The sequence below is a fragment of the Serinicoccus kebangsaanensis genome, from assembly GCF_008919445.1.
In the GTDB taxonomy this organism is placed as follows: Bacteria; Actinomycetota; Actinomycetes; order Actinomycetales; family Dermatophilaceae; genus Ornithinicoccus; species Ornithinicoccus kebangsaanensis.
The window spans coordinates 296424-319500 of the sequence record NZ_VSLG01000002.1 but is presented as its reverse complement, the minus strand read 5'-3'; the positions used below and the strand labels follow the sequence as shown (position 1 = coordinate 319500).

The 23077-nt window shown below is 72.8% G+C and carries 21 protein-coding genes; 5 read left to right on the top strand and 16 right to left on the bottom strand.

Annotation, left to right across the window (positions count from 1 at the left end):
* Positions 1-25 precede the first annotated feature (25 nt).
* Positions 26-1135, top strand: a complete 1110-nt coding sequence (locus FXF60_RS03600; RefSeq protein ID WP_151523888.1) for a DNA glycosylase AlkZ-like family protein — start codon at positions 26-28, stop codon at positions 1133-1135.
* Between the two features lie 139 nt (positions 1136-1274).
* Here the strand turns inward: FXF60_RS03600 and FXF60_RS03595 are convergent, their stop codons facing one another.
* Positions 1275-2483 (bottom strand): ATP-binding protein, encoded by a 1209-nt coding sequence (locus FXF60_RS03595; RefSeq protein ID WP_151523887.1) that lies wholly within the window; start codon positions 2481-2483, stop codon positions 1275-1277.
* Between the two features lie 116 nt (positions 2484-2599).
* Here FXF60_RS03595 and FXF60_RS03590 point away from each other — a divergent pair, with 116 nt between their 5' ends.
* Both FXF60_RS03590 and FXF60_RS03585 read left to right on the top strand, forming a co-directional pair.
* Positions 2600-2932 carry a rhodanese-like domain-containing protein gene (locus tag FXF60_RS03590; RefSeq protein WP_151523886.1) on the top strand — a complete coding sequence of 111 codons (333 nt, stop codon included), beginning with the start codon at positions 2600-2602 and terminating at the stop codon, positions 2930-2932.
* Between the two features lie 11 nt (positions 2933-2943).
* Complete coding sequence (locus FXF60_RS03585; protein ID WP_151523885.1) at positions 2944-3771, top strand: HAD family hydrolase; 828 nt, start codon at positions 2944-2946, stop codon at positions 3769-3771.
* A gap of 25 nt (positions 3772-3796) precedes the next feature.
* Here the strand turns inward: FXF60_RS03585 and FXF60_RS03580 are convergent, their stop codons facing one another.
* The 10 genes from FXF60_RS03580 to FXF60_RS03535 all read right to left on the bottom strand — a co-directional run bounded on the left by FXF60_RS03580 (position 3797) and on the right by FXF60_RS03535 (position 12386).
* Positions 3797-4657, bottom strand: a complete 861-nt coding sequence (locus FXF60_RS03580; RefSeq protein WP_151523884.1) for an Fpg/Nei family DNA glycosylase — start codon at positions 4655-4657, stop codon at positions 3797-3799.
* Positions 4650-5714 (bottom strand): App1 family protein phosphatidate phosphatase, encoded by a 1065-nt coding sequence (locus FXF60_RS03575; protein ID WP_151523883.1) that lies wholly within the window; start codon positions 5712-5714, stop codon positions 4650-4652. Before FXF60_RS03575 ends, FXF60_RS03580 begins: the two co-directional genes overlap by 8 nt.
* 10 nt (positions 5715-5724) lie before the next feature.
* Positions 5725-6243 (bottom strand): hypothetical protein, encoded by a 519-nt coding sequence (locus FXF60_RS03570; RefSeq protein WP_151523882.1) that lies wholly within the window; start codon positions 6241-6243, stop codon positions 5725-5727.
* A 66-nt stretch (positions 6244-6309) separates the two neighbouring features.
* Positions 6310-6531: a hypothetical protein gene (locus FXF60_RS03565; RefSeq protein ID WP_151523881.1), complete on the bottom strand. Its 222-nt coding sequence runs from the start codon at positions 6529-6531 to the stop codon at positions 6310-6312.
* Positions 6519-7031, bottom strand: a complete 513-nt coding sequence (locus FXF60_RS03560) for a hypothetical protein (RefSeq protein ID WP_151523880.1) — start codon at positions 7029-7031, stop codon at positions 6519-6521. Before FXF60_RS03560 ends, FXF60_RS03565 begins: the two co-directional genes overlap by 13 nt.
* 3 nt (positions 7032-7034) lie before the next feature.
* Positions 7035-7610, bottom strand: coding sequence for a hypothetical protein (locus FXF60_RS03555; RefSeq protein WP_151523879.1), 576 nt, complete (start codon positions 7608-7610; stop codon positions 7035-7037).
* Positions 7607-8185, bottom strand: a complete 579-nt coding sequence (locus FXF60_RS03550) for a MauE/DoxX family redox-associated membrane protein (RefSeq protein WP_151523878.1) — start codon at positions 8183-8185, stop codon at positions 7607-7609. Before FXF60_RS03550 ends, FXF60_RS03555 begins: the two co-directional genes overlap by 4 nt.
* The gene (locus tag FXF60_RS03545; RefSeq protein ID WP_151523877.1) at positions 8182-8904 is read right to left on the bottom strand and encodes a hypothetical protein; all 723 of its coding nucleotides are present in this window, start codon (positions 8902-8904) and stop codon (positions 8182-8184) included. The genes FXF60_RS03550 and FXF60_RS03545 overlap by 4 nt, the downstream gene beginning before the upstream one ends.
* 14 nt (positions 8905-8918) lie before the next feature.
* Positions 8919-10409 (bottom strand): cell wall-binding repeat-containing protein, encoded by a 1491-nt coding sequence (locus FXF60_RS03540; protein ID WP_151523876.1) that lies wholly within the window; start codon positions 10407-10409, stop codon positions 8919-8921.
* 132 nt (positions 10410-10541) lie between these two features.
* Entirely contained in the window at positions 10542-12386 is a 1845-nt protein-coding gene (locus FXF60_RS03535) for a peptidoglycan-binding domain-containing protein (protein ID WP_192796575.1), read from the bottom strand.
* 369 nt (positions 12387-12755) lie between these two features.
* Here FXF60_RS03535 and FXF60_RS03530 point away from each other — a divergent pair, with 369 nt between their 5' ends.
* Positions 12756-15470, top strand: coding sequence for a cell wall-binding repeat-containing protein (locus FXF60_RS03530; protein WP_151523874.1), 2715 nt, complete (start codon positions 12756-12758; stop codon positions 15468-15470).
* Positions 15471-15559: 89 nt separating this feature from the next.
* Here FXF60_RS03530 and FXF60_RS03525 read toward each other — a convergent pair whose 3' ends face one another.
* From FXF60_RS03525 to FXF60_RS03510, 4 genes are read right to left on the bottom strand one after another with little or no spacing between them, the layout of a single operon-like run.
* Positions 15560-16444 carry a carbohydrate ABC transporter permease gene (locus tag FXF60_RS03525; RefSeq protein WP_151523873.1) on the bottom strand — a complete coding sequence of 295 codons (885 nt, stop codon included), beginning with the start codon at positions 16442-16444 and terminating at the stop codon, positions 15560-15562.
* Positions 16441-17547, bottom strand: a complete 1107-nt coding sequence (locus FXF60_RS03520; RefSeq protein WP_238335678.1) for a carbohydrate ABC transporter permease — start codon at positions 17545-17547, stop codon at positions 16441-16443. The genes FXF60_RS03525 and FXF60_RS03520 overlap by 4 nt, the downstream gene beginning before the upstream one ends.
* On the bottom strand, positions 17544-18809 hold the full coding sequence (locus FXF60_RS03515; RefSeq protein ID WP_151523872.1) for an extracellular solute-binding protein: 1266 nt from the start codon (positions 18807-18809) through the stop codon (positions 17544-17546). The genes FXF60_RS03520 and FXF60_RS03515 overlap by 4 nt, the downstream gene beginning before the upstream one ends.
* Before the next feature lie 31 nt (positions 18810-18840).
* The gene (locus FXF60_RS03510) at positions 18841-19920 is read right to left on the bottom strand and encodes a LacI family DNA-binding transcriptional regulator (protein ID WP_151523871.1); all 1080 of its coding nucleotides are present in this window, start codon (positions 19918-19920) and stop codon (positions 18841-18843) included.
* 140 nt (positions 19921-20060) lie between these two features.
* On the opposite strand from FXF60_RS03510, the gene FXF60_RS03505 reads away from it, so the two are divergent.
* Positions 20061-22055: a glycogen debranching N-terminal domain-containing protein gene (locus FXF60_RS03505; RefSeq protein WP_192796574.1), complete on the top strand. Its 1995-nt coding sequence runs from the start codon at positions 20061-20063 to the stop codon at positions 22053-22055.
* Positions 22056-22073: 18 nt separating this feature from the next.
* Here the strand turns inward: FXF60_RS03505 and FXF60_RS03500 are convergent, their stop codons facing one another.
* The gene (locus tag FXF60_RS03500) at positions 22074-23009 is read right to left on the bottom strand and encodes an ABC transporter substrate-binding protein (RefSeq protein WP_151523869.1); all 936 of its coding nucleotides are present in this window, start codon (positions 23007-23009) and stop codon (positions 22074-22076) included.
* Positions 23010-23077: the final 68 nt, after the last annotated feature.

The window sequence follows — 23077 nt, the reverse complement described above, 5'->3', positions numbered from 1 at the left end:
CGACGGCCGGTGGCAGGCTGACCTCATGGGTGGACGACCAGCCTCGGTGACCTGGACGTCGGCCCTGTCGTGGCGGATGAGGCAGCACCTGCTTGAGCCGAGGGGCGACATCTCGGCAACCGATGTGGTGCGCAGGCTGGGGGCCGTCCTCGCGATGGACGAGTCGCTCGCCGACTCGGCGATCACCGCGCGGCAGGCCCATGGACAGGCTGGGGACCTGGCCCGTGCCCACGCCTCCGGTGAGGTGGTCGTGGCCTTCGCCTACCGCGGCTCGTTGCACTACCTGACCCCGGAGGACGCAGGACTCTACCTGTCGGTCCGGTGCGCGGGGCGGCAGTGGGAGCTGCGCAGCTGGGTGGAGCACTACCGGCTCGAGGCGCAGGAGTGGCCGGACTTCCGAGCCGCGGTGCGGGAGGCCCTGCGCGGCGGCCCGCTCACCGTGCCGGAGCTCGGGGAGGAGCTGGCCCGGCACCGGGCATACCGCCACCTCCGGGCCGTCTTCGACGACGGTGCGGGCACGCTGATCAAGCCGCTGTCGTGGCAGGGCGACCTCAGCCTCGGCCCGGGGAAGGACGGGCGGCGCACGGTGCAGAGCCTGGAGAGCAATCCGCGGTGGGCCGGGGTGCCCGACCTGGAGGATGCAGGGCCTCGGGCGGTGCTGGCCTATGTCCGCACCTACGGCCCGGTGACCCGCGCGCACGTCGACTACTGGTTCGGCGAGGGGCTCAGCGCCGGCCGCAGGCGGCTCGACCGGTGGCTCGCCGGCCTCGCCGACGAGCTGGCCACCGTCGAGATCGAGGGCGTGGAGGCCTACGTCGCCGCGGATGACCTGGAGGCGTTCCGGGCGGCGCGGCCGACAGGGAGCGTGCGGCTGCTGCCCGGGCACGACCAGTGGGTCATGGGGGTGAGCACCAAGGACGTGCGGGTCACCCCGCCGCAGCTGCGCGAGTGGATGACCCGCAAGGCCCACCCGGTCGTGGCCGGTGGCGTGGTGTCGGGAACCTGGGCGCGCACGGGAGACGACGTCACCGTCACCTGGCTCGCGGAGGGACGAGCGCCGGTCACGGCGATCAGGGACGAGGTCCAGCGGATGGGTGCCGCCCTCGGCCGAGAGCTGCGCGTCGATCTCGAGTGAGGCGCGGAGCAGGATCGACCCGCGCCTCGGACCGTGCACCCTGTGACGTCCCGGCGACACTCCCGTCCGGGCCGGCTCAGCGACGCACGTGCGCGGATGAGCCGATCGGCACCGGCGCGTCGACGGCACCATCACCGGCTCAGGTGTGCTCGCGCAGGTATCTCCCGAAGTGGGGCACGGTGAAGGCGATCCGGCCCCGCTCGCCGGAGTAGATGAGGCCCTTCTTGAGCAGCGCGTCCCGCGCCGGCGAGAGGGACTGGGGCTTGCGGCCCAGGTGGGCGGCGATGTCGGACGTCGCCACCGACTCGATCTCGTCCTGCTCCTCCCCCGCGTCGGCCCGCTCGGCGGCGAGGTCGGCCATCGCCCGGAGGTACTCCCGCTCCCCCGGCGTCGCCCGCTCGTAGCGCGACCCGAAGAACCCGACCGCCAGCTCGGCCTCCGCCTCCGGCCCGGCGACCCGGACGTCGTCGGCGCCGATCGGCGACTCCGGCGCCAGGTCCCACACCTCCTTGCCGTAGGCCTGGAGGAAGTACGGGTAGCCGCCGGTCGCGGCATACATGGCCGTCAGCGCCTCCTGCGACCAGGCGGCGTCCTCGTCCTCCGCCGGCAGCTGCAGCGCGCGCTCGGCCTGCTCCCGCGACAGCCGGTCGATCCGGGTGTAGCGGAACAGCCGCTCGGAGTAGGACTTGCTGGCCGACAGCACGGCCGGCAGGTGCGGCAGACCGGCGCCGACGACGATCACCGGCAGCGCGGACTGGCTCAGCTCGTGACAGGCCGCGCAGATCGCCGAGACGTCATCCGGCTGCAGGTCCTGCATCTCGTCGATGAAGATCGCCACCCCCTTGCCGACGTCCGCGGCCAGCCCGCCGACGTCGGTGAGCAGCTCGACCAGGTCGATCTCGATGTCGCCCGAGTCGGCCCGCCCGGTGACCGCGGCGACGTCGATGCCCGGGTTCCACCGGTCCCGCAGCTTCGCCCCCGGCTGGTCCTTCTGCGCGAACGCCTTGATCACGCCGAGCACGTGGTCGACCTCGTCGCCCTGCGGGTGCCCCAGCTCGCGCACCGCCACGTGCAGCGCGGCCGCCATCGGGCGCCGCATGCCCTGCTCCGGCCGCGCCTCGTACTTCCCCGTCCCCCAGCGCGCACGCACCGCTGTCCCCCGCAGCGCGTTGAGCAGCACCGTCTTGCCGACTCCCCGCAGCCCGGTCAGCACCATCGACCGCTCGGGGCGCCCGTGCGCGATCCGCTCCAGCACCACCCGGAAACGGTCGAGCTGCTCGTCGCGGCCGGCGAGCTCGGGCGGGCGCTGGCCGGCGCCCGGGGCATACGGGTTCTTGATCGGATCCACGATGGCACCGTATGCGCTTCTCTAGCGGATCTGTCAGAGACACGCAGACACGCCGATCGGGAGGCGGAGGTACCCGCGGTGGGCCACGCCCCGGCGCTCGGTGTCATAGTGAAGCCATGAGCGACATCCCCAGCATCGCCGCCACGGACGTCCCGGACGACGCGGTCGTCGTGGACGTCAGGGAGCCCGACGAGTGGGCCGCCGGCCACGCGCCCGGAGCGGTCCACATCCCGCTCGGCGACCTGCCCGCCCGCATCGACGAGCTGCCCGAGACGACCCGGTCGCTGCCGGTCGTCTGCCGCAGCGGCGGCCGCTCAGGCCGAGCCGTGCAGTGGCTGGTGCAGCAGGGCTTCGACGTGGTCAACGTCGACGGCGGCATGCAGGCGTGGAGCCGGGGCGGGAAGTCCATGGCCGGAGGGCGGGACGGGCAGGACCCCGTCGTCGCCTGACGCGGACCAGCGTGCCCGACCTCACCGACAGACTTCCGCTGGGCGCCCGCGTCGTGGTGCGCCACCTCATCGAGGGGGGTGACCGGGCGACCGACACCCTCGGTCAGCTGGTCGAGCGCACGGAGACCGAGGTCGTCGTGCGCACCCGCTCCGGCGAGACGCGGGTCCCGGTCGCCGACGTGGTGGCCGCCAAGCCCGTGCCGGAGCGCCCGTGGCGGCTCGCGGCCTTCCTGCGACGGGCCGGGGTGGCGGTGCTCGACCTCGACGGGGTGCTCCGGGACTTCGGCACCGACGGGCAGCGCTCCCGCAGCGAGCGCGAGCTCGGGCTGGAGCCGATGGGGCTGCCCGAGATCGCCTTCGCCCTACCGCAGGCGGCGGCGATGGTGACCGGCCGCGGGACGTATGCCGAGTGGATCGACGCGATGCGCGCCCACCTGCTGGAGCTCGGGCATACCGACACCCTGGTGTCGACCGTGATGGAGCGCTGGTCCGCCGACCGCGGCGCCCCCATCCACCGCACCGTCGCGCTCGTCGACGACCTGACCGCGGCGGGCATCCCGACCTACGTCTTCACCAACGGCACCGACCGGGTGCCGGACGAGCTGGCCCAGATCGGCCTGGGGCACCTGGCCCCGATGCTGCTCAACGCGCACGACCTGGGGTTCGCCAAGCCCGCGCCCGAGGCGTATGCCGTCGCGCACGCCGAGATCGAGCGTCGCCTCGGTCGCACCGTGGGTCGCGCGGAGGTCCGGTTCACCGACGACCGCGTGGCGAACGTCGAGGCGGCGCGGGACTTCGGCTGGCACGGCCAGGTCTTCACCCTCCCGGTCGACGACTGACCCCCGAGGGCCTGTCAGGTCGGCCTCAGCGCAGCAGGCGGGACATCCGCCGGTCCGCCAGCGGCTTGCCCCCGGTCTGGCAGGTGGGGCAGTACTGCAACGAGGAGTCGGCGAAGGACACCTCGAGCACGGTGTCGCCGCAGACGGGGCAGGCCTGCCCGGTGCGGCCATGGACGTTCATCCCGGCCCGCTTGGCGTCCTTGAGCTGGGCGGCCGGCTTGCCCTCGGCGGCCAGGACCGCCGCCTCCAGCGTGGTCCGGAGCGCGGCATACAACGTGCTCACCTGCTCGGATGTCAGCCCGGCGGCGAGGGCGAAGGGGGAGAGCCGGGCGGCGTGCAGGATCTCGTCGGAGTAGGCGTTGCCGACGCCGGCGATCACCGACTGGTCCCGCAGCAGCCCCTTGATCTGGGTGCGTCTGCCCTCGAGCAGCGCCGCGAACGCCGCCTCGTCGAAGTCGTCCGCCAACGGGTCCGGGCCGAGCGAGGCGATGCCGGGCACCTGCTCGGGGTCGGTCACGACATAGGCCGCCAGGCCCTTCTTGGTCCCGGCCTCGGTGAGGTCGAAGCCGGCACCGTCATCCACCCGCACCCGCAGGGCGATCGGGCTCCTGCCCGGCCGGACCTGCGTGCCCGGCACCTCGTCGTACCACCGCAGCCACCCGGCGCGGGCCAGGTGGAAGACCAGGTGCGTCCCGTCCACGTCGATGTCGACGAACTTGCCGTGCCGGCCCACGCCGTCCACCGGTGCGCCGACCAGGGCGTCCGGCGGCGGGTTGAAGGTCTTCAGCACCGCGATCGACCCCAGCTCGACATCGGTGACCACCCGCCCCGCGAGCCGGTCGGCGAGGAAGTCGGTGAGGGCCTGCACCTCGGGCAGCTCAGGCACCGGCGCTCCCCCCGTCACGCGACCGGGCGCCCACCAGCAGGTGGTGCAGGCCGAAACCGTTGGCCGCCTTGAGCATCGGCACCTGCACCCGCTTGCCGAGCAGCTCGTCGGTCGGCACCGGCAGACCGCTGGAGAGCACCTGCTCCGCCGGGGTGAGCTCGCGCAGGCAGATCGCCTCCACCGCCTCCGGGTGCTCCTCGGCGAACTGGCCGTAGATCACCGGGTCGTGCTGGCCGTCGTCGCCGACGAGGATCCACCGCATCCCCGGGAAGTCGTCCCGCAGCCGCCGCAGCTCCTCCTCCTTGTGCTCCTGGCCGGAGCGGAACCAGCCGCTGTTCGTCGGCCCCCAGTCGGTGAGCAGCATCGGCCCCATCGGGAAGTCGTGCCGCCGGAGGAAGCGGGTCAGCGCGGGAGCCGTGTTCCACGCGCCCGTCGAGAGGTAGAACACGGGCATGCCCGGCGTCTCGGCCAGCAGCGCGCGATACATGGAGTTGATCCCGGCCACCGGCTGGCGGACCTGCTCGGAGCGCACGAAGGTGTTCCACCCGGCGATGAGGATCCTGGGCAGGTGCGTGACCATGACCGTGTCGTCGATGTCGCTGACCAGGCCGACGGCGACGTCCGGGTCGACGACAAGCACCGAGACGGTCAGCGAGTCGCCGTTGCTGATCTCCAGGTATGCCTCCTGCCAGCCCGGTGCGAGGCCGTGGCCGCTCACCTCGACGTCGACGTAGCCGCCCCGGTCGGTGCGCGTCGTGAGCTCCGCCTCGCCCAGGCGCACCCGCACCGGCACGTCGACGGCCGGTGCGGTGAGGAACAGGCGCCACCCGCGCTGGGCGATGTCCAGCAGGGAGTCCTGGGCGTGGGTGAGCGCGGTGCGGGCCTCCTCCGGCTCGTGCCGGGACAGCAGCACGCGGGCGAAGACGCGGCCATGGGTGGGGGTGCCGTAGCCGGTATACCCGAAGACGCGCTCGTGCCACCCGCGCCGACGCAGCCGGGAGTCCATCCGGCGCCGGACCGAGTCCTCGATCAGGGCGGCGATGTGGGGACGCGCCATGCCAGACACCCTAGCCGCCGAGCCGCGCCCAGGCGGCCGCGAGCAGCAGCCCGGCGGCGGCCACGCTGCCCGTCCGCTCCAGCAGCCGCGAGTGACGGGCGAGGAAGGCCTGCCAGCCCGGCCGGCCCAGCAGGATCCAGGAGAGCACCGCCCACGAGCGGGAGAAGCCGAAGGCGGCGCCCAGGACCACCGCCGCCCACCACGGCGGCACGACGAGCAGCACGAACAGCGCGGCCAGGTAGGACGCGGCCGAGGGCACCAGGGTGCGCCAGCCGCAGCCGTACTCCAGACCGAAGCGGAACCCGCCCCGGCCGATCCCGCGGGCGAAGACCTCCTGCGGGATCAGCGCCGAGCGTTGCGGCAGCGGCAGGGACGGTGAGACCAGGTCGAGGACGGTCAGCGCCAGCACGGCGACCGCGAGGACCACCAGGCGGGCCGTCCCGGGCACCGGGCTGAGCAGCCCGGCCAGCACGCCGAGCGCCGCGCCGGTGGCGGCGCCGCCCAGCGTGGTCCCGGCGGCGAAGGCCACCCACAGGACGAGTTGGAGATGTCGGCCCCGGACCGAGGCCACCAGCGCCCAGGCGCTGTTGACGCCTCAGGTGCTCCCGGACAGCGCGAGGCCGGCCACCACGACGCCGAACAGTGCCGGCACCAGCCAGACCGGGCCGCCCATGGGTGAGAGCAGGACAGTGAACGCGCCGGCGGCGGCGACCAGCAGCAGCAGCGGCAGCGGGTCCGCCACCCAGCGCCGGGCGGCCGGGATGCCGGTCGCCGCATCGGCGACGACCGGGAGGTCGGGATCGTCTAGATCGCCCACGGGCAGATCGTCGCCATGCACGAACCGGAGCCGGAGCAGGTCCAGCCGTCCGAGCAGCGCCACGTCCGCCCGTCGCTGAACTTCCAGTTCCACGAGTCGTAGACGCCGCCCCAGCAGTCGTCCGGCCGGTGGGTGTAGTAGCGGTCGACCCCCGGGCCGTTCTTGTGCCAGGCCACCAGGTTGCCGGCGCCGGAGCGGTACTTCCAGCAGCACGCCTGGTCCCGGCACATCGGCGAGTCACCGCACTGGATGCCGCGCTCGGTGTGGTCCCGGGCGTAGGTGGCGCACGGGCCGGTGGTCGTGTCGGTGTAGTCCAGGAAGTAGGCCGCCTCGGCCTTGACCCGGCTGCCGCCCCGGTTCACCAGGGCGAGCGAGCCGACCCCGACCGCGGTCCCGGCACCGAGCACGCGAGCGAGGAAGCCGCGCCGGCTGGGCGTGCGCCGCAACCGGTCCCGCAGCCGCCCGGTGTCGGCCTCGGGCAGGTCGTCGAACCGCATCATCGATCAGCGCTCCTGTCGCATCGGCAGTGGGGTGCGTGCCTGGCGGAGCCACCCGGCCAGGTCGGTGTCCTCGTCGGGGAGCAGCGCGGCCTGCAGCGTGGCGCGCGCGTCGAGCATCGCGAGGTAGGGCGTCGCGGGCACCGCGAGCCGGTCCATGAGGGCGCGTCCCTGCGGCACGCAGGTGAGGCGGCCCGCACCGGTCGCGTCGGCCAGCCCCGGCTCGCAGGACCCGGCGGACACCAGGGTCAGCGCGAGGGTCCCGTCGCGGACCGCGGGGTCGGCGGCCAGTCCGCGCAGGGTCAGGGAGCACGAGCTGCACCCGGGTGAGACGAACGCGAGGACGGTATGCCCGCTCCCGCCGTCGAGCAGCTGCCCGGCGAGGTCGTCCGGGACGCGGAAGCCGACGAGCTCCTGCGTCGTGCGCGCTCCTGACGTCCCGGAGGTCCGGGCACGGGCGGTCTGCCCGCCCTCCAGCTGGCGGGTGAGCAGGCTGACCTGGCGCAGCAGCCCGGCCAGGCCGAGGGCGAGCAGGGCGATCGCGACGAAGGCGAGGACCAGCGCCGAGGCGGTGAAGCTCATCGGGCCACCTGGCCCACCGTGGTCAGGCCGGCGGGCACGGCGCGAGCGGCCGGCAGGGCCGCGGTGGCCACCGCCAGCGCCAGTCCGGCGCAGCCGGCCACGCAGACCTGGGCCCACACGGGCGCGCCCGGCTCGGCCTGCCACCCGGCGGGGGCCGCGACGAGCACCACTAGCGCGAGCAGGGTCAGCACCCCGGCCCGCAGCACGGCCCAGTGGGTCACCGGCGTCGTGCCCAGGCCGCAGCCGCAGGGCACCTCGGCCCCGGTCCCGGCCACGCGGCGCTGGACGGCCCACAGGTATCCGGTGAAGGCGGAGCACAGCAGGGCGGCTCCGAGGGCGAGCAGGCGGGCCGGACCGGCCCCCAGCGCCCCGGCCCCCGCCGCCAGCAGACCGACCCCCAGCGCGACCTCCACCGGCCCCAGGCCCAGCGCGACAGGTCGGGCCAGGGCGGACGGCAGCAGGGTGTGCGCCCGCAGGGCGCGGACGGTCTCCTGCGGTCGCCGCAGGTGGGCGCTGCCCGCGGCGAGCAGCACCAGGCCCACCGCGAGTCCGGCGGCGCTGCCGAGCAGGCTCATCGGCCCAGCTCCACGACGGTCTCCGACATCGAGGTGATCACGGCGTCGACGATCTCCTCGTTGCCGGGCATGCCGTAGGTGACGAAGTCCGCGTTCTCCAGCACGGCATACGGGTGCCGCTCGGCGTCCGAGGACCGCGACAGCAGTCCCCCTCGCACCCGCGTCCCCGCGGACTGCCCCGGTTGCAGCTGGCCGGTCCGGGCCCGCCGGATGTCGAGCAGATAGCCCAGCTGACCGGTGCCGTCCCCGCCTCCGGGCGAGGTGCCCGCCAGCTCCACCACCTGCGCCACCGTCTGCGTGCGGTAGTCGGACCAGCCGACCCGACCGGAGGGCGTCAGCACCGGGCCGAGCCGATCCCCCTGGACGTCGACGTCGGCGAGATAGCCGGTCAGCTCCTCGATGCCCATGACGGGCACGGTGAAGCCGTAGAGCTGGTGGGCGTCGACCGCGACGGCCCAGCCGAAGCCCTGCTCCGGGTCGCCGCCGAAGCGGCCGTAGCGCAGGGTCCGGCCGTCCCGCAGGCTCACCTCACGCTCCAGCCTGGTCCCGGTGACCTCGAGGTAGAAGGCGAGGTCCGCCTCCAGCCCGGAGGTGACCTCGAGCTGGCCGGCCCCCTCGAGCGCGAGCACGCCCAGCGAGGTCCCGCTCGGCAGCCCGGCGGCGTCCGGCACCTCGATCCGCACCGTCTCGCCGGACAGCAGCCGATGTGTCGTCTCCATGCTGGTCTCCTCCGTCACCCGACGTGCGCGCCGACCTGGTCCATGGCCACCGAGCTGATCGCGGCCCACCCGCCGAGCAGCACGCCCCGGCGGGCCTCGAGCGCGCGCAGGGCGTAGCGCCCCTCGCGGGACAGCTGCGCCTGCGGGGTCAGGACCACCGGCACCCCCTGGCTTCCGCCGCGCGCCGCACCGACGAGCGCGTCCGGGAAGTTCTCGCCGGTGGCGACGTAGACCCGGGCGGGGTCGGGGTCGAAGCGCTGGGCGATGCGCGAGGCGGTGGCATACCTGTTCGGGCCGGAGATGCGGGTGACCGACCCGGCGGTATGCCGTCGCAGCTGGGTGAGGACGGTGTTCGACACGGCGGCCGAGCCACCCACCACGACGATCCGGCCCGGGTTCAGCCGGGCGATCTCGCTCTCCACCGCCGGGTGCAGCCCTCCCTGCGGCGTGAGCAGCACCGGCGCGCCCTGGTCACCGGCCAGCGCGCCGATCGCGAGCGCGTCGGGGAAGTTGTCCCCGGTCGCGACGTAGAGGACCGAGCCGCCCGGGGAGTAGGACGCGGCGACCCCCGCAGAGACGTCATAGCGGGTGGCACCCGTGATCCGGGTCGTCGACCCGGCATAGCCGCCCGCCTCCCGGGCCACCGCGTTGCTCACCGCCGCGCCGCCGCCGAGCACCACGAGCCGCTCGGGCGAGAGCCGGTCCAGCTGCGCCGCGGTGGACGCCGACAGGCTGCCCGGTCGGGTCAGCAGCACCGGTGCGTTGCGGTGTCCGGCGAGGGCGGAGGCACCGATCGCGTCCGGGAAGTTCTCCCCCGTCGCGAGGTAGGCCACCGGGACGTCCGCCGGGTAGGTGGCGGCGATCTGGGCGGCCGAGGCATACCGGTCCGACCCCGAGACCCGGGAGACCGGCGCGTTGCGGCAGGTGTAGATCTGCACATTGTCGAGGTCCCACCGGGTGCTGGCGCCCGCGCTGGTGTGCTCGAACCAGGTGCCGAGCTGGCCGCCCTCGTCGTCGGTGGCCGCGGTGACGTCGTAGACCCGCCCGTCCCAGGACTGGCTCGCCTGCACCCGCAGGTCCACCGAGTTGACCTGGGCACGGGTGTGCGTCGAGTTGCCCTGGGTGCTGCGCGTCGAGAACCCGAGCATGGTCCGCCGGTCGACGTCGACCCGGTCGTAGGGCAGGAAGAGGTGGTCGCTGGTGTCACCGGAGGAGACCGAGGCCCGGGCCGCCGAACCGTCCCTGGAGGAGACCGAGGTCCAGCCGTTGTTGAAGCGTGGCTGTGGCAGCGAGCCGTCCATGCCGTTGCGGTAGATGCTCACCCTGCGGGTCATGCCCTCCGGGCAGGGCGCCGGCCCCAGCCCGCTCCAGCGCACGGCGGTGCTGGTGGCCTGGGTCTCGGGGATGTCGGCGTCGGCGCTGCTCGCCAGGGACGTCAGTCCGGCCCCGCTGAGACCGAGGGCCACGGTCAGCCCGGCCACCGTCGCCACCCATGTCCGCCTCATCGATGCACCCTCCGTCGCCTCGGTCCGGTCCACCCTAGGACGCGACGGGCCCGCTGGCACGTTGCCTCGCCCCGGTGTGTGCTTCCTGGGTCGCCGGGCAGGTCGCGGCAGCCTCGGACCGCTGCGACAGGCTCAGCGGTCGGCGTTGGCGACGGCGGCCTCGTGCTCGGCCTCGCGCCGCTCCTGCTCCTCGCGCTCCTTCTCCTGCGCCTCGCGGCGCTCCTGCTCCTGCGCCTCGCGCTTCTCGGCCTCGCGACGCTCGCGCTCCCGCTGGGCCTCCAGGCCGGGCGCCCCGGCGAGCCGCTCCGTCTCGATGGCGACCTCCTCGACCGCCGCCCAGGTGGGTCCGTCGACGACGCCGGTCGGCTCGAGGCCCGCGGCCTCCTGCAGCTCGGCCACGGCCTCGGCGGTCAGCGGACCGAAGATGCCGTCCGCCTCGACGTCCACCAGCTCCTGCAGCAGGGTGACGGCGCCACCGGCATACGGGCTGTCGGTGCGACCCTCCAGGGTCGCCGCCGCGGCGAGCTCTCCGTCCGGGTCCCCGGCCATGTCCCTGCTGCCCTCGGCGAGCTCGATGTCGCGCAGCGCCATCGTGGGGTGCACGGCACGCTCCAGGAACAGCCAGGTCAGGGGTGTGACCGCGGCCGGCTCGTCGCCCCGCCGCTCGGCCTGCTCGGCCAGCACCGGGACGGTCTCCTCGAAGGCGGCCAGGGCCTCGGCGGTCTTGGGCCCGAAGACACCGTCCGGCTCGGCGCCCAGGGCCTCCTGCACGACGACCACGGCCTTGCCCTCGGCACCCTGGGTGAGCGTCGTCCGCCGGTAGGGGGTGAACTCCGAGACCTGCCAGTCCTCGGGGAGGACCGCCAGCGCCGACTCCGGCACCTCGCCCAGCTCGATCCCCTGGGCCGCCGCGTAGGTGACGGCGTCGGCCACACCCGTGGCCGGGAGGTCGTGCTCGGTCTGCCAGTCGATCAGCGCGGTGCGGGTCGCCTCGTCCAGCACCCCGCTCGGCTCGATCCCGAGCACCGTCTGCAGCATGGAGACGCCCGGCCCGGCCTCACCCGGGCGCACCCGACCGAACTCGGTGGAGGGCGTCCCGATCGCCGTGTCGGAGCACGCCTCGAACCGGGGGAAGGTGTGGATCGCGGCATACTGCGCCGATGTCGTGGCGCACGGCCCGAGGTCGGGCTCGGTCACCGCGACCCCGGTCCACCACGAGGTCCGCATCATGGCGCCGTCCCAGGTGAAGGACAGGTGCACGTGGTCGGTGTGCGGGCTCGCGCCGACGTAGTGACGCCAGGCGTTGTCGTCCTTCATGTAGATGAGGCCGTTCCAGATGACGTACTCGATCCCGAAGCGGCGCATCATCTCGCCGTCGTTCTCGGTCAGCCAGGTGACGGCGGCGTCGCCGATGCGGCGGTCCTGCGGGTCGAAGGCGTTGAGCGACCAGTCCAGCGCGCGGCCGTCGTGATGCTGGCTCATGTAGTCGATGCAGGCGCGGGCACCGCTCCAGGCCGTCCGGCCGTAGTGCTCGGACAGCAGCATCGCGAAGGCGGTCACCCCGGGGCGGTCCTCCGGATCGCAGGACACCTGGTCCTGATAGCTGGTGTCCTCGTCCACCTGGGTCGGGAGAGCGTCGTTCTCCGGCGGTTCGGGGACCGGGTATGCCGGGTCCTCGGGGAGCGTGACCAGGGTCGCCGGGCCGGCCGGCATCCCGCCGTAGCGGAAGCCGGTGCCGGTGGACGGGGACCCGTGCTGGTCCGTCGTGCCGCTCTCGTCGGTGCCCTGGTCGGGAGCGGCGACCACCATCTGGTCGGTCCCGTCCGCGGGCGTGGCGGGTGCGGCCGGGTCGACGACGGTCTGGTCCTCGCCGTCCGCCAGGGCCATCGTCCCGGACAGCACCAGCGCCCCGGTGAGCATGGACGACGCGAGCAGCCGCGCTCCCCCGGGACGTCGAGATCCCCCGCTGCCTGCCATGTGCCCGTCAACCCCTTGACCCGGCGGGCCGAGGCGCCGCCGCATGTGAACCGATTCTGCCTGTAAGCACTGCGTAGCGCCGAGCGACACCGCGATGTGGTCTCCCGACGCTGGTGGGAAGCCTACGTCGGGGGGCGTCCGGGCGGTACCCCCACCTGCACAATGTTTGCCAACTCGTGACGAAGAGTGCACCACGAACCCCATCGATCACATCAGTCACACGCTCCTCATCACCGTTCCCCGGCTGTCCAGGGGCCGTTCACCTGACCGCAGCCCGCTCGCCGGGTCGAGCCGGTGAGGTATGGGCTACGTTGCTGTTGACGAGCTCGACGACGAGCTCGGTCCGACCCCGTGAGGAGATCTGAACGCATGTCCCACCCAACCCTCTTCGCGCGTCGCGGCCTGGTGGCCGCAGGCGCCGCGGCCGCGCTCGTGAGCGGAGGTGCCGCGGTGGCCGCCACCTCGCCGGCAGCCCCGCCGTCGGCGTTGCCGGCAGCCCCCGAGATCGAGGACCCGACGGAGGTGCTGCGCATCTCCGGACCTGACCGCTACGGGACGGCCGCCGAGATCGCCCGAGCCTTCCCGCAGGACGCCACCGGCACCGTGCTGATCGCCTCCGGTGAGCTCTTCCCGGACGCGTTGAGCGCCCAGCTCCCCGCGTCGATGTCGGGTGTCGCCGGTGGCGTGGCCGAGCCGGACGTCGAGGGTGCGGGTCTCCCCACCCCGATGCTGCTCACCAGGCAGGACCAGCTCCCCGACGCGACCGCCTCGGCGCTCACCGACCTCGCACCCAGCCAGATCATCGTCGTCGGCGGCGAGGCCGCGATCTCCGAGGACGTGGAGACCGAGCTCGAGGGCTTCGGGGCCGACGTCGAGCGCATCTCCGGCGAGGACCGCTACGACACCTCGGCCGAGCTCGCGAGCCTCTTCCCGACCGGACTCCCGGTGCTCTACCTCGCGACCGGCGAGGACTTCCCGGACGCGCTGACCGGTGGCGCCCGCGCCGGACGCGACGGCGTCCCGATGCTGCTGACCGACCCGGACACGCTGCAGGACAGCACCGCCGAGGTCATCGCCGACCTGCAACCCGCCTCCGTGGTCGTCCTCGGTGGCTCGGGTGCCGTCTCCGACGACGTCGTCGCGGCCGTGACCGAGCTGGTGCCCGACACCAGTCGGGTCTTCGGCCCGGACCGGTATGCCACGGCCGTGGCCCTGGCCTCGTCCTACGAGTACGACTCGGTCGCCTACCTCGCCAGCGGCGAGAACTACCCGGACGCCCTCAGCGGCGGCGCGTTCGCGGCATACCACGAGGGTCCGCTGCTGCTCAGCCGTCCGGGCGGCATCCCGGCGACCACCCTCGCCGCGCTCGACGCGATGTCGCCGCAGGGCGCCGTCCTCTTCGGTGGTGCGGCCGCGCTCGACGACGACAACGTCGCGGCCGCGCTGGACGCCGCGCTGCCGGCCTGGGTCGACGAGATGGTCCTGCAGATGCTGTCGTTCAACGACTACCACGGTCACATCGAGGAGGAGGACGGCGTCCTGGACCCGGAGCAGGACCCCGACCAGAACCTCGTCGGCGGGGCGATCAACCTCTCCGCCACCCTGGATGCGCTGCGGACCCGCTCCTTCGAGGAGCAGACCCTGACGGTCGCGGCCGGTGACCTCATCGGTGGCTCCACCTTCGTCTCCGGTCTCTTCCAGGACGAGCCCTCGGTCGAGACCCTGGAGGTCGCGGGCCTGGACATCTCCGGTGTCGGCAACCACGAGTTCGACGAGGGCGTCGAGGAGCTGCTGCGGATGCAGAACGGCGGCTGCCACCCCGAGCGTGGGTGCTTCGAGGAGGAGCCCTACGACGGCGCGGACTTCCAGTGGCTGGCCGCCAACGTCGTGGACAACGAGACTGGTGAGCCGATCCTGCCCGCCACCGAGGTGCGCTCGGTCGAGGGCGTCGACGTCGGCTTCATCGGCATGACGCTCGAGGACACCCCGACCCTGGTGAGCCCGGGCGGCGTGTCCACCGTCGACTTCCTGGACGAGGTCGAGACGGCCAACGCCCAGGCGGCCAGCCTGCGCGAGCAGGGTGTCGAGTCGATCGTGGTGCTGCTGCACGAGGGCGGCTACCAGACCGGCGTCTTCAACGGCTGTGAGGGCATCTCCGGCCCGGTCGTCGAGATCGCGGAGAACCTCGACCCGGCCATCGACGCGGTGGTCACCGGCCACACGCACCAGCCCTACGTGTGCTCCATCCCGGACCCGGCCGGTGCCGACCGGCTGGTCACCAGCGCCAACCAGTACGGCCGGGTGGTCACCGAGACGGCACTGACCATCTCCCGGGAGACCGGTGACGTGACGCGTGACCGGGCCCGGGCGGACAACCACCTGGTGCTGCAGTCCATCACCGACGACCCGGAGATGGTCAGCGTGGTCGACAAGTGGGTCGCGCGGTCCGCCGTGCTCGCCGGCGAGGTGGTCGGCACCGTGACCGAGGACATCACCGGCGACGCCGGCGGTGACCGCGGCATCGAGACCCCGATGGCCGGCCTCGTGGCCGACTCCATCCTCTGGGGCACCGACGGCGACGACGAGGGCGGGGCGCAGATCTCGTTCATGAACGTCGGCGGCGTCCGGGCCAGCCTGCTGGTGGACCAGATCAGCAACGAGGAGGCGCCGGGCGAGGTCACCTACCAGGAGACGTACAACGTGATGCCGTTCGGCAACATCCTGGTCTCGATCGACATGACCGGCGAGCAGATCAAGGCGGTCCTGGAGCAGCAGTACGTCCCGGACCGCGGTCGCCCCTACCTCGCGCTGGGCGTCTCCGAGGGCTTCACCTACACCTGGGACGACAGCCAGCCCGAGGGCGGCAAGGTGAGCGACATGCAGCTCGACGGCGTCGCGCTGGAGATGGATCAGACCTACCGGGTCTCGACCCTGAACTTCCTCCAGCAGGGCGGCGACAGCTTCACCGCCTTCACCGAGGGCACCGACCTGGTCGGCGGTCCGGAGGACCTCGCCAACCTGGTCGACTACCTCGAGGCCAACCCGGACCTGAGCGCCCCCGAGGACCGCGTCAGCGGCCTGTGAGGCATCAGGCCGAGTCAGCCTGAGTCCGCGACAGGGCCGCCACCCGTCAGGGGTGGCGGCCCTTCGCCGTCCGTGGTCCTCGCCCCGGCTCAGCCCTTCTCGGCGCCGGCGTTGGCGCCCTGGGTGAAGTAGCGCTGGAAGAAGATGAAGACGATGGCCGACGGGATGGTCATGAGCAGGCCCGCCATCATCGTGATCGGGAACTGGTTGCCGGACCCCAGACCACCGCTGGTCAGGCTCGCCAACCCGCGCGTGAGGGTGTAGAGGTCCGAGTCGTTGGTGGCGATGATGAAGTGCCCCAGCTCGTTCCACGACCCCTGGAAGGACAGGATAGTCAGCGTGATGAGCGCCGGCCTGGCCATCGGCAGCACCACGGACCAGAAGGTCCGGAACGGCCCGGCACCGTCGATCCGCGCGGCCTCCTCGATCGAGGGCGGGATCTGCTCGAAGAACTGCTTCATGATGAACACGCCCGCCGCGTCCACGGCCAGCGGCAGGATCAGCGCCGGGTAGGAGTTGTAGATGCCCAGGTAGTTGATGACCAGGAACTTGGGGATGAGCAGCACGATGCCCGGCACCGACATCACGGCCAGCAGCAGCAGGAAGACGGTGTCCCGGCCGAAGAACTTCAGCCGGGCGAGGGCATACCCCGCCATCGAGCAGAACAGCACCCGCATCACCGTGACGAAGATCGTCACGACGAACGAGTTGGTGAACCACAGCGGGAACTGCGTGTCCAGCAGCCGGTTCCACGCGTCCAGGCTGAACGGGTCCGGGATCAGGGACAGCGGGTGGTCCACCGCGTCCGCGTTGGTCTTGAACGCCGTGACCAGCTGGACCACGAAGGGGTAGATGTAGATGATCGCGAAGGCGATGAGCGCGGCATACACGACCACCTTCTTGACCGAGGTGTCGCGCTCGCCGACGGCGGGCGCGCTCGTCTTCGGCGCAGCCGTCCGGGTCGTCGTACTCATGCGGACACCTCCGAGGTCGGTCGGGCGGGGGTATGCCGTCGCTGCCGGCGCTGCTGCCGCTCGGCCCGGCGCTGGCGCGCCTCGTCGCGGTCCCGCAGCAGGAAGCGCTGCAGCTGGGTCAGCACGAAGATGAGGGCGAACAGCAGGAAGGCGATGGCGGCGCCCTTCGGGAAGTCGATGTTCTCGAAGGCCGTCTGGAAGCTGAGGTAGGCCGGGGTGAGCGTCGTCTTGGCCGGGCCGCCGTCGGTCATGATGTAGACCTGGTCGAAGACCTGCCAGGTGCCGATGATGCCCAGGGTGATGACCAGCAGGATGGTGGGCCGCAGGTGCGGCACCGTGACGTTCATGAACCGCTGCCACCGGTTGGCGCCGTCCACCATCGCCGCCTCGTCGACCTCGGCCGGCAGGTCCTGCAGCGCAGCCAGGAACATCAGCATGAAGGTCCCCGCGGTCGTCCAGACGACCTGCAGCATGATGGCGCTCAGGGCGACGGACGGTCCGGCGAGCCACTCCCACAGGGACAGGCTCAGCACCTCGGTGCCGGCCAGGCCGGAGGGCGGTGCGGAGGCGTCCCACAGACCCACGGCGTCACCGGCGACGTGCAGCACGCCGCGCGAGTCGGCGAACCAGTTGGGTCCGGAGATCCCGAACAGGCCGAGGAACTGGTTCACCGCCCCGGTGCCGGTGAAGAGGAAGAGGAAGACCAGCGAGATCGCCACCGAGCTCACGACGGAGGGGAAGTAGAACGCGGTGCGGAAGAAGGTGCGCCCGCGCAGGAAGCGCTGGTTGACGATCACCGCGAGGGTCAGCGCGAGGACGGTCTGGGCCGGCACCACGCCCAGCACGTAGTAGAACGTGTTGCGCATCGAGGTCATGAAGTCCTGGCGCGCGAGACCGTCGGTGGCGAGCAGGTCGCGGTAGTGCTGGGCACCGACGAAGCTGACCTCGGAGGAGAACGGGCTCCCGCGGCCCGTCCAGTCCGAGACCGAGACCCACAGCGCCATGACGATCGGGGCGGCGAGGAACAGCCCCAGGACGACGAGCATCGGGGTGATGAACAGCCACCCCGCGACCGGCTGGCGCTGCGGGTCCCGGGAGCTCACCGGCCCAGCACCGCCTGCACGTTGCTGTCGAAGGACTCGACGACGGACTCGAGGTCGGCGCTGCCGATGTTCTCCAGCTGGGAGTTCAGGTCGGCCACCACGTCCGCGATGCCGGGGACGTTGATCGGGCCGTGGCCGTAGTCACCGCCGGCGATGAAGGCCTCGTCCTCGGGGTAGGCCGCGGTGTAGTCCTCGGAGGCCGACTGACGGGACGGCATCACCCCGAAGGCGTCGGCGAAGGCCATCTGCTGCTCGGCGCTGGTCAGGTAGTTGACCAGCTCGACGGCCTGCGCCTGCGCCTCGGACTGCGCCGCCACGCCCCAGCACTGGGTGAACAGCAGCGTGCCCGGACCGGCCGGGCCCTCGGGCAGCTCGGCCACGAGGTAGTCCAGGTCCGGGTAGTCGTTGCTCATAGCGCCCTTGATCCAGTTGCCCTCGATCGTCATGGCCGCCCGGCCGGTGCCGAAGGCCTCTCCGCCCCAGCCGGTGTCGACCTGGCTGGACAGGGCCGCCGAGCCCGAGCTGATCATGTCCTGCACCACCTGCAGGCCGGCGACGACCTCCGGGGTGTTCGCCGTCGGGGCGGTGTTGTCCTCGTTCATCCACCAGCCCCCGGAGCCGACCACGAAGGCGCCTGCGCGGTCGATGCCGGGCGAGAGGACCAGCCCGGTCACGTCCCCGGTGGTGAGCGTCTCGGCCACCTGCGCCAGCTCGTCGTAGGTCGTCGGCAGGTCGTCCTCGGTGAGACCGGCCTCCTCCCACATGCTCTGGTTGATGATCAGGCCGAGGGTGGAGAAGTCCTTCGGGGCGCAGTACTGCTGGTCCTCGTAGGTGAAGGCCTCGCGCAGCGGCTCGTAGAAGTCGTCGTTGTCCTCGGCCTCGTAGGCGTACAGGTTGCCGGCCTCGGCGTTCGTGGCGAAAGCGCCGGCGTCCAGGTAGAAGACGTCGGCCGGCGATCCGCCGGCGAAGCCCTGGGCCAGCTCCTGACCCATGTCCGAGGCCACGGTGACGTCCACCGTGTTGCCGCTGTCCTCCGCCCACGCTGCGGCGGCCTCCTCGACCGCCTGGGTCTCGGCGTCGCCGGAGGAGGCGATGAGCATCTGCAGGCTCGCCGGGCCGTCGGCCGACGCCGGGGCCTCGGACTGTCCGGCCTCGCCGTCCCCTCCGCCGTCGTCCTCGAAGCCCTCGCCGCCGCAGGCGGCGAGGCTCAACGTCAGGACCCCGGTTGCGGCCAGGGCGAAGGTGCGGGTGATGTGCTTCATGGGTGGTGCCTTCCTGGTTGGACCGCCGGGGTCACCGACGGTGGTCCTGCTCCGGCGCGGGGAGGGGGATGTATGCCGTCGCCGTCGACCGGTCCGTGGACGGGCCGGGGGTCAACGTCGGGACGAGCAGCTGACCGGAGGGGTCGTCGGCGCCTCCGGTCAGCTGGTCGGTGATCCGTCGCAGCACCGCTGCGGCGATGTCCGCCAGCGGCTGCTGGACGGTGGTGAGCGCGTGCCGGGACGCGGTGAGCGAGCCGTCGAAGCCGACCACCCCGAGGTCCGGTCCGATCCGCCACCGCCGGGCGGACGCGGCATACACGACGCCCAGGGCGAGCAGGTCGGACGCGCAGACGACGGCGTCCCCCGGCTGCAGCTGGTCGAGCAGGGCGCCCGCCGCGAGGGCGGCGTCCGCCAGGTCCTGCTCGCAGGCGCTCTCCGGTCCGAGCGTGCCCAGGGACCCGGCGGTGCGTCGCCAGCCCTCGCGGCGGGCGTCCGCCACGGCCGACGCGGGCTGTCCGTGCGGCCAGCCCAGGTAGGCGACCGTGCGGTAGCCCCGGGCGTGCAGGTGCTCGACCGCCTGGGTGGTGCCCGCCGCGCCGTCGACGTCGGCCCAGCAGGTGAGGTCCGGCTGGTCGTAGATGCGGCCGAAGGCGGCGAACGGGATGCCGCTGTCGAGCAGCCACCCCGGCCTGGTGTCACCGACATGGGTGTCGGAGAGCACGAAGGCGTCGACCAGCCGACGACGGACCATGTCGCGGTAGCCGTCGACCGCCGGGAAGGTACCGGCATCGGCGAAGGGCACGAGGTGCACGTCGAAGCGCGGTGCCGCCACCGTCAGCTCGGTGAGGAAGAGCTGGGCGACGTCCGAGGCGCCGCGGTGGACGGCGTTCAGCTCGATCCCGACGGCGCCCGCCCGCTGGCTGCGCATCCCCTGCGCCGCCTGGCTGGGGCGGTAGCCGAGCCGCTCCACCTCCAGCCGCACCCGCTCCAGCGTCTGCGCCCGCACCAGGTGGGGGCGGTTGAGGACGTTGGAGACCGTCTGCCGGGACACGGCTGCGGCCTGCGCCACGTCGTTGATCGTGGCGCGGCGCGCGGCGCTGGCTCGCGACATGCTGCGTCTCCCTTGACGTCGACCGGGGTGGCCGTGTTGGCTTGGACCTGCGTGATTTGAACGTTCAAAACCCGCTCGATGTGAGCATGGACCCCTGACTCGCCTACTGTCAAGGGTTGACCCGACGTCAGGAGGAACCGGTGCCGCAACAACCCTGGCTCCATGAGCTGGAGATCGCGGTGGACGGCCCCTCCACCGTGCTCAGCGACCGCGAGGGCACGATCGGCGCTCCCGGCACCGGCTGGTTCCTCGACGACCAGCGCGTCGTCTCGCTGCTCGACCTCCGTGTCGCCGGGGAGCGCCCCGTCGCGGTGGCGTCCCACTCGGGCGGCGACACCACCGAGCTCCTCGGGGTCGCCCGCGCCGTGTCCGGCCCGACCCCCGACCCCACGCTCCAGGTGCACCGCCGCCGGGTGCTGCGGGACGACGAGCTCCACGAGCAGATCGACCTGGTGTCCCGTTCGGCCTCGGGCCAGCGCGTCGACCTCACCTTGGACGTCGGCGGAGACGGGGCGACGCTGTCCCGCGTGAAGTCCGGACTCGCCGACTCCTCCCCGGCGCTGGAGACGGCCGTGGAGCACGAGCGGGTGAGCTGGAGCGACCGTCGGCACCTCACCTCCGTGACCGCCGAGCCGCCACCCGCGGACACCGGCCTGCTCGGCGAGCATGGTGGGGCACGGCTGCGCTGGGCCCTGGACCTGCCTGCCCATGGTCGGGCGCAGGTGAGCGTGCGCGTCACCGCCGAGAGGCGGGTCCCGACCTCGTTCGACTCCCGCCCGGGCCGCTGCGACCTGTCCGGGGCGCGGCTGGACGCCGACGCCCGGTGGGAGCTCGCGACGACCACCAACCTGGCGGACCTGAGCCATCTGGCCCAGACCGACCCGGAGCACCCGGAGGACTCGTTCATCGCGGCCGGCTCCCCGTGGTACCTCACGCTCTTCGGGCGGGACGCCATCTGGACCGCCCGGTTCCTCATCCCCTTCGCCCCCCGCCTCGCGCTGGGCACGGCCCGCGTCCTCGCCCGGCGCCAGGCCCGGCACGACGACCCGAGCATCGGGGCCGAGGCGGGCAAGATCCTGCACGAGGTGCGCCGCGAGACGTTCCGCGACCACGAGATCGATCTGGCCCCCGTCTACTTCGGCACCGTGGACGCCACTCCGCTGTGGCTCTGCCTGGTCCACGACCTGTGGCGCTGGGGCGTCCCCACCGACCAGGTCGAGCCCCTGCTGCCCCACGTCCGGGCCGCGCTGTCGTGGATGGAGCGGATGGTGGCGGAGTCGCCGGACGGCTTCCTGCGCTACCTCGACACGACCGGGACGGGCCTGGCCAACCAGGGGTGGAAGGACTCCGGGGACTCCATGCGCACGGCGGAGGGCTCCGTCGCGCCGGCACCGATCGCCCTGCTGGAGGCACAGGGGTATGCCGTCGAGGCGGCCCGTGGCGCCGCGGACCTGCTGGAGGCGGTCGCCGGTCAGGACGGGCGACGCTGGCGCGAGTGGGCCGACGCCCTGTCCGCGCGCGTGCGCGAGCGGTTCTGGGTCGGCAGTGGCGAGGACGCCTACCTGGCGATGGCGCTGGACCGCGACGGCCGCCCGGTCGACGGGGTGGGGTCGAACATGGGGCACGTGCTCGAGACCGGGCTGCTCACGCCGGACGAGGTCACCCTCGTGGCCCGACGGCTCATGCGCCCCGACCTGCTGACGCCCTTCGGCATCAGCACGCTGTCGTCGGAGAACCCCGCCTACAACCCGCTCGGCTACCACACCGGGTCCGTCTGGACCCACGACACCGCCATCGCCCTGCGGGGCCTGGCCGCCACCGGTCACCGCCGCGAGGCCGACACGCTGATCGAGGCGCTGCTGCGACTGGCCGGGGCCACGCAGGGCCGCTTCCCCGAGCTGCTGTCCGGGGAGGCCGTGGGGCGCAGCGCCGCTCCCTACCCGGCGTCCTGCCGGCCGCAGGCGTGGTCGGCCGCCGCGGCCGCCGCCATGATGACCGCGGCCGTCGGCCTGCGCGTCGACGTGCCGGCCGGGATCCTCAGCACCAAGCCCTCACCGCTGCTCCCGCAGGGGTGGGCGCTGCACGGGGTGGTCGTGGGCGGGCGGCCGGTCGAGCTGGACGCCAGCGCGGTGTGAGCGGCGGTCGGCCGCTGCTCAGCCCCCGAGGTTGGCGTCCACGAACTCCCGGGCGACGTCCGCCGGGTCCTCGCCGTCGGTCTGCACCTGCACCATCATCGAGGTGAGGTTGTCGGTGTTCAGCGCGGCCGACACCTCGTTCAGCGTCTCCTCGATCGTGGGGTTGACCGCGTCGGAGCGGATCAGGGGCACGACGTTCTGCGCGGCGAAGAGCGACTCCGGGTCCTCGAGCACGACGAAGTCGTTCTCCTCGATCGCCGGGTTGGTGGTGAAGATGTTGGCGACGTCCACCTGGCCGTTGGCCAGCGACTGCACCGTCAGGTTGGCCCCGGCCGCCAGCGAGCGGAAGCCGCCGAACTCCAGCCCGTAGACCTCCGCCAGGCCGTCGACCCCGTTGGGACGGGTCTCGAACTCGGGCGGACCACCGAGGGTCAGGTCACCGGCGTCGTCGGCGAGGTCGGCGATGGACGTGAGCCCCAGCTCGTCCGCCGTCTCGCGCGTGACCACCAGCGAGTCCTTGTCCTCGGCCTCGCTGATCTCCAGCACCTGCAGGTCGTCGGGGAGGTTCTCCTGCAGGTCGGCGAGCACGTCCTCGGAGGAGGTCGCGGTGATCTCCGGGTTGAGGTAGGTGGCCAGGCCACCGGTGTACTCCGGCAGCGCGTCGATGGACCCGTCCTGGATCCCGGCGATGTAGGCCTCGCGGGAGCCGATGTTCAGCTGGGTGTCGACCTCGACCCCGGCGTCGGACAGGGCGGCTGCGTAGATCTCGGCGAGCAGCTCGTTCTCCGGGAAGTTGGCCGATCCTACGGTGAGGCTGCCGGGAGCGCTCGAGGCGTCGCCGCCGCCGGCGTCGCCCTCACCCCCGCCGGTGTCCATCGGGTCGCCCCCGCCGCCGCAGGCGGCCAGGCCGAGGGTTGCGCTCAGGGCAAGGGTGATGAGGGTGCTACGTCGCACGATGGGGTCCTCCCGGTCGGGTGCGCTCTCTGGTCAGGTCGAACATCTCGCCCGTCACGGGTATGCCT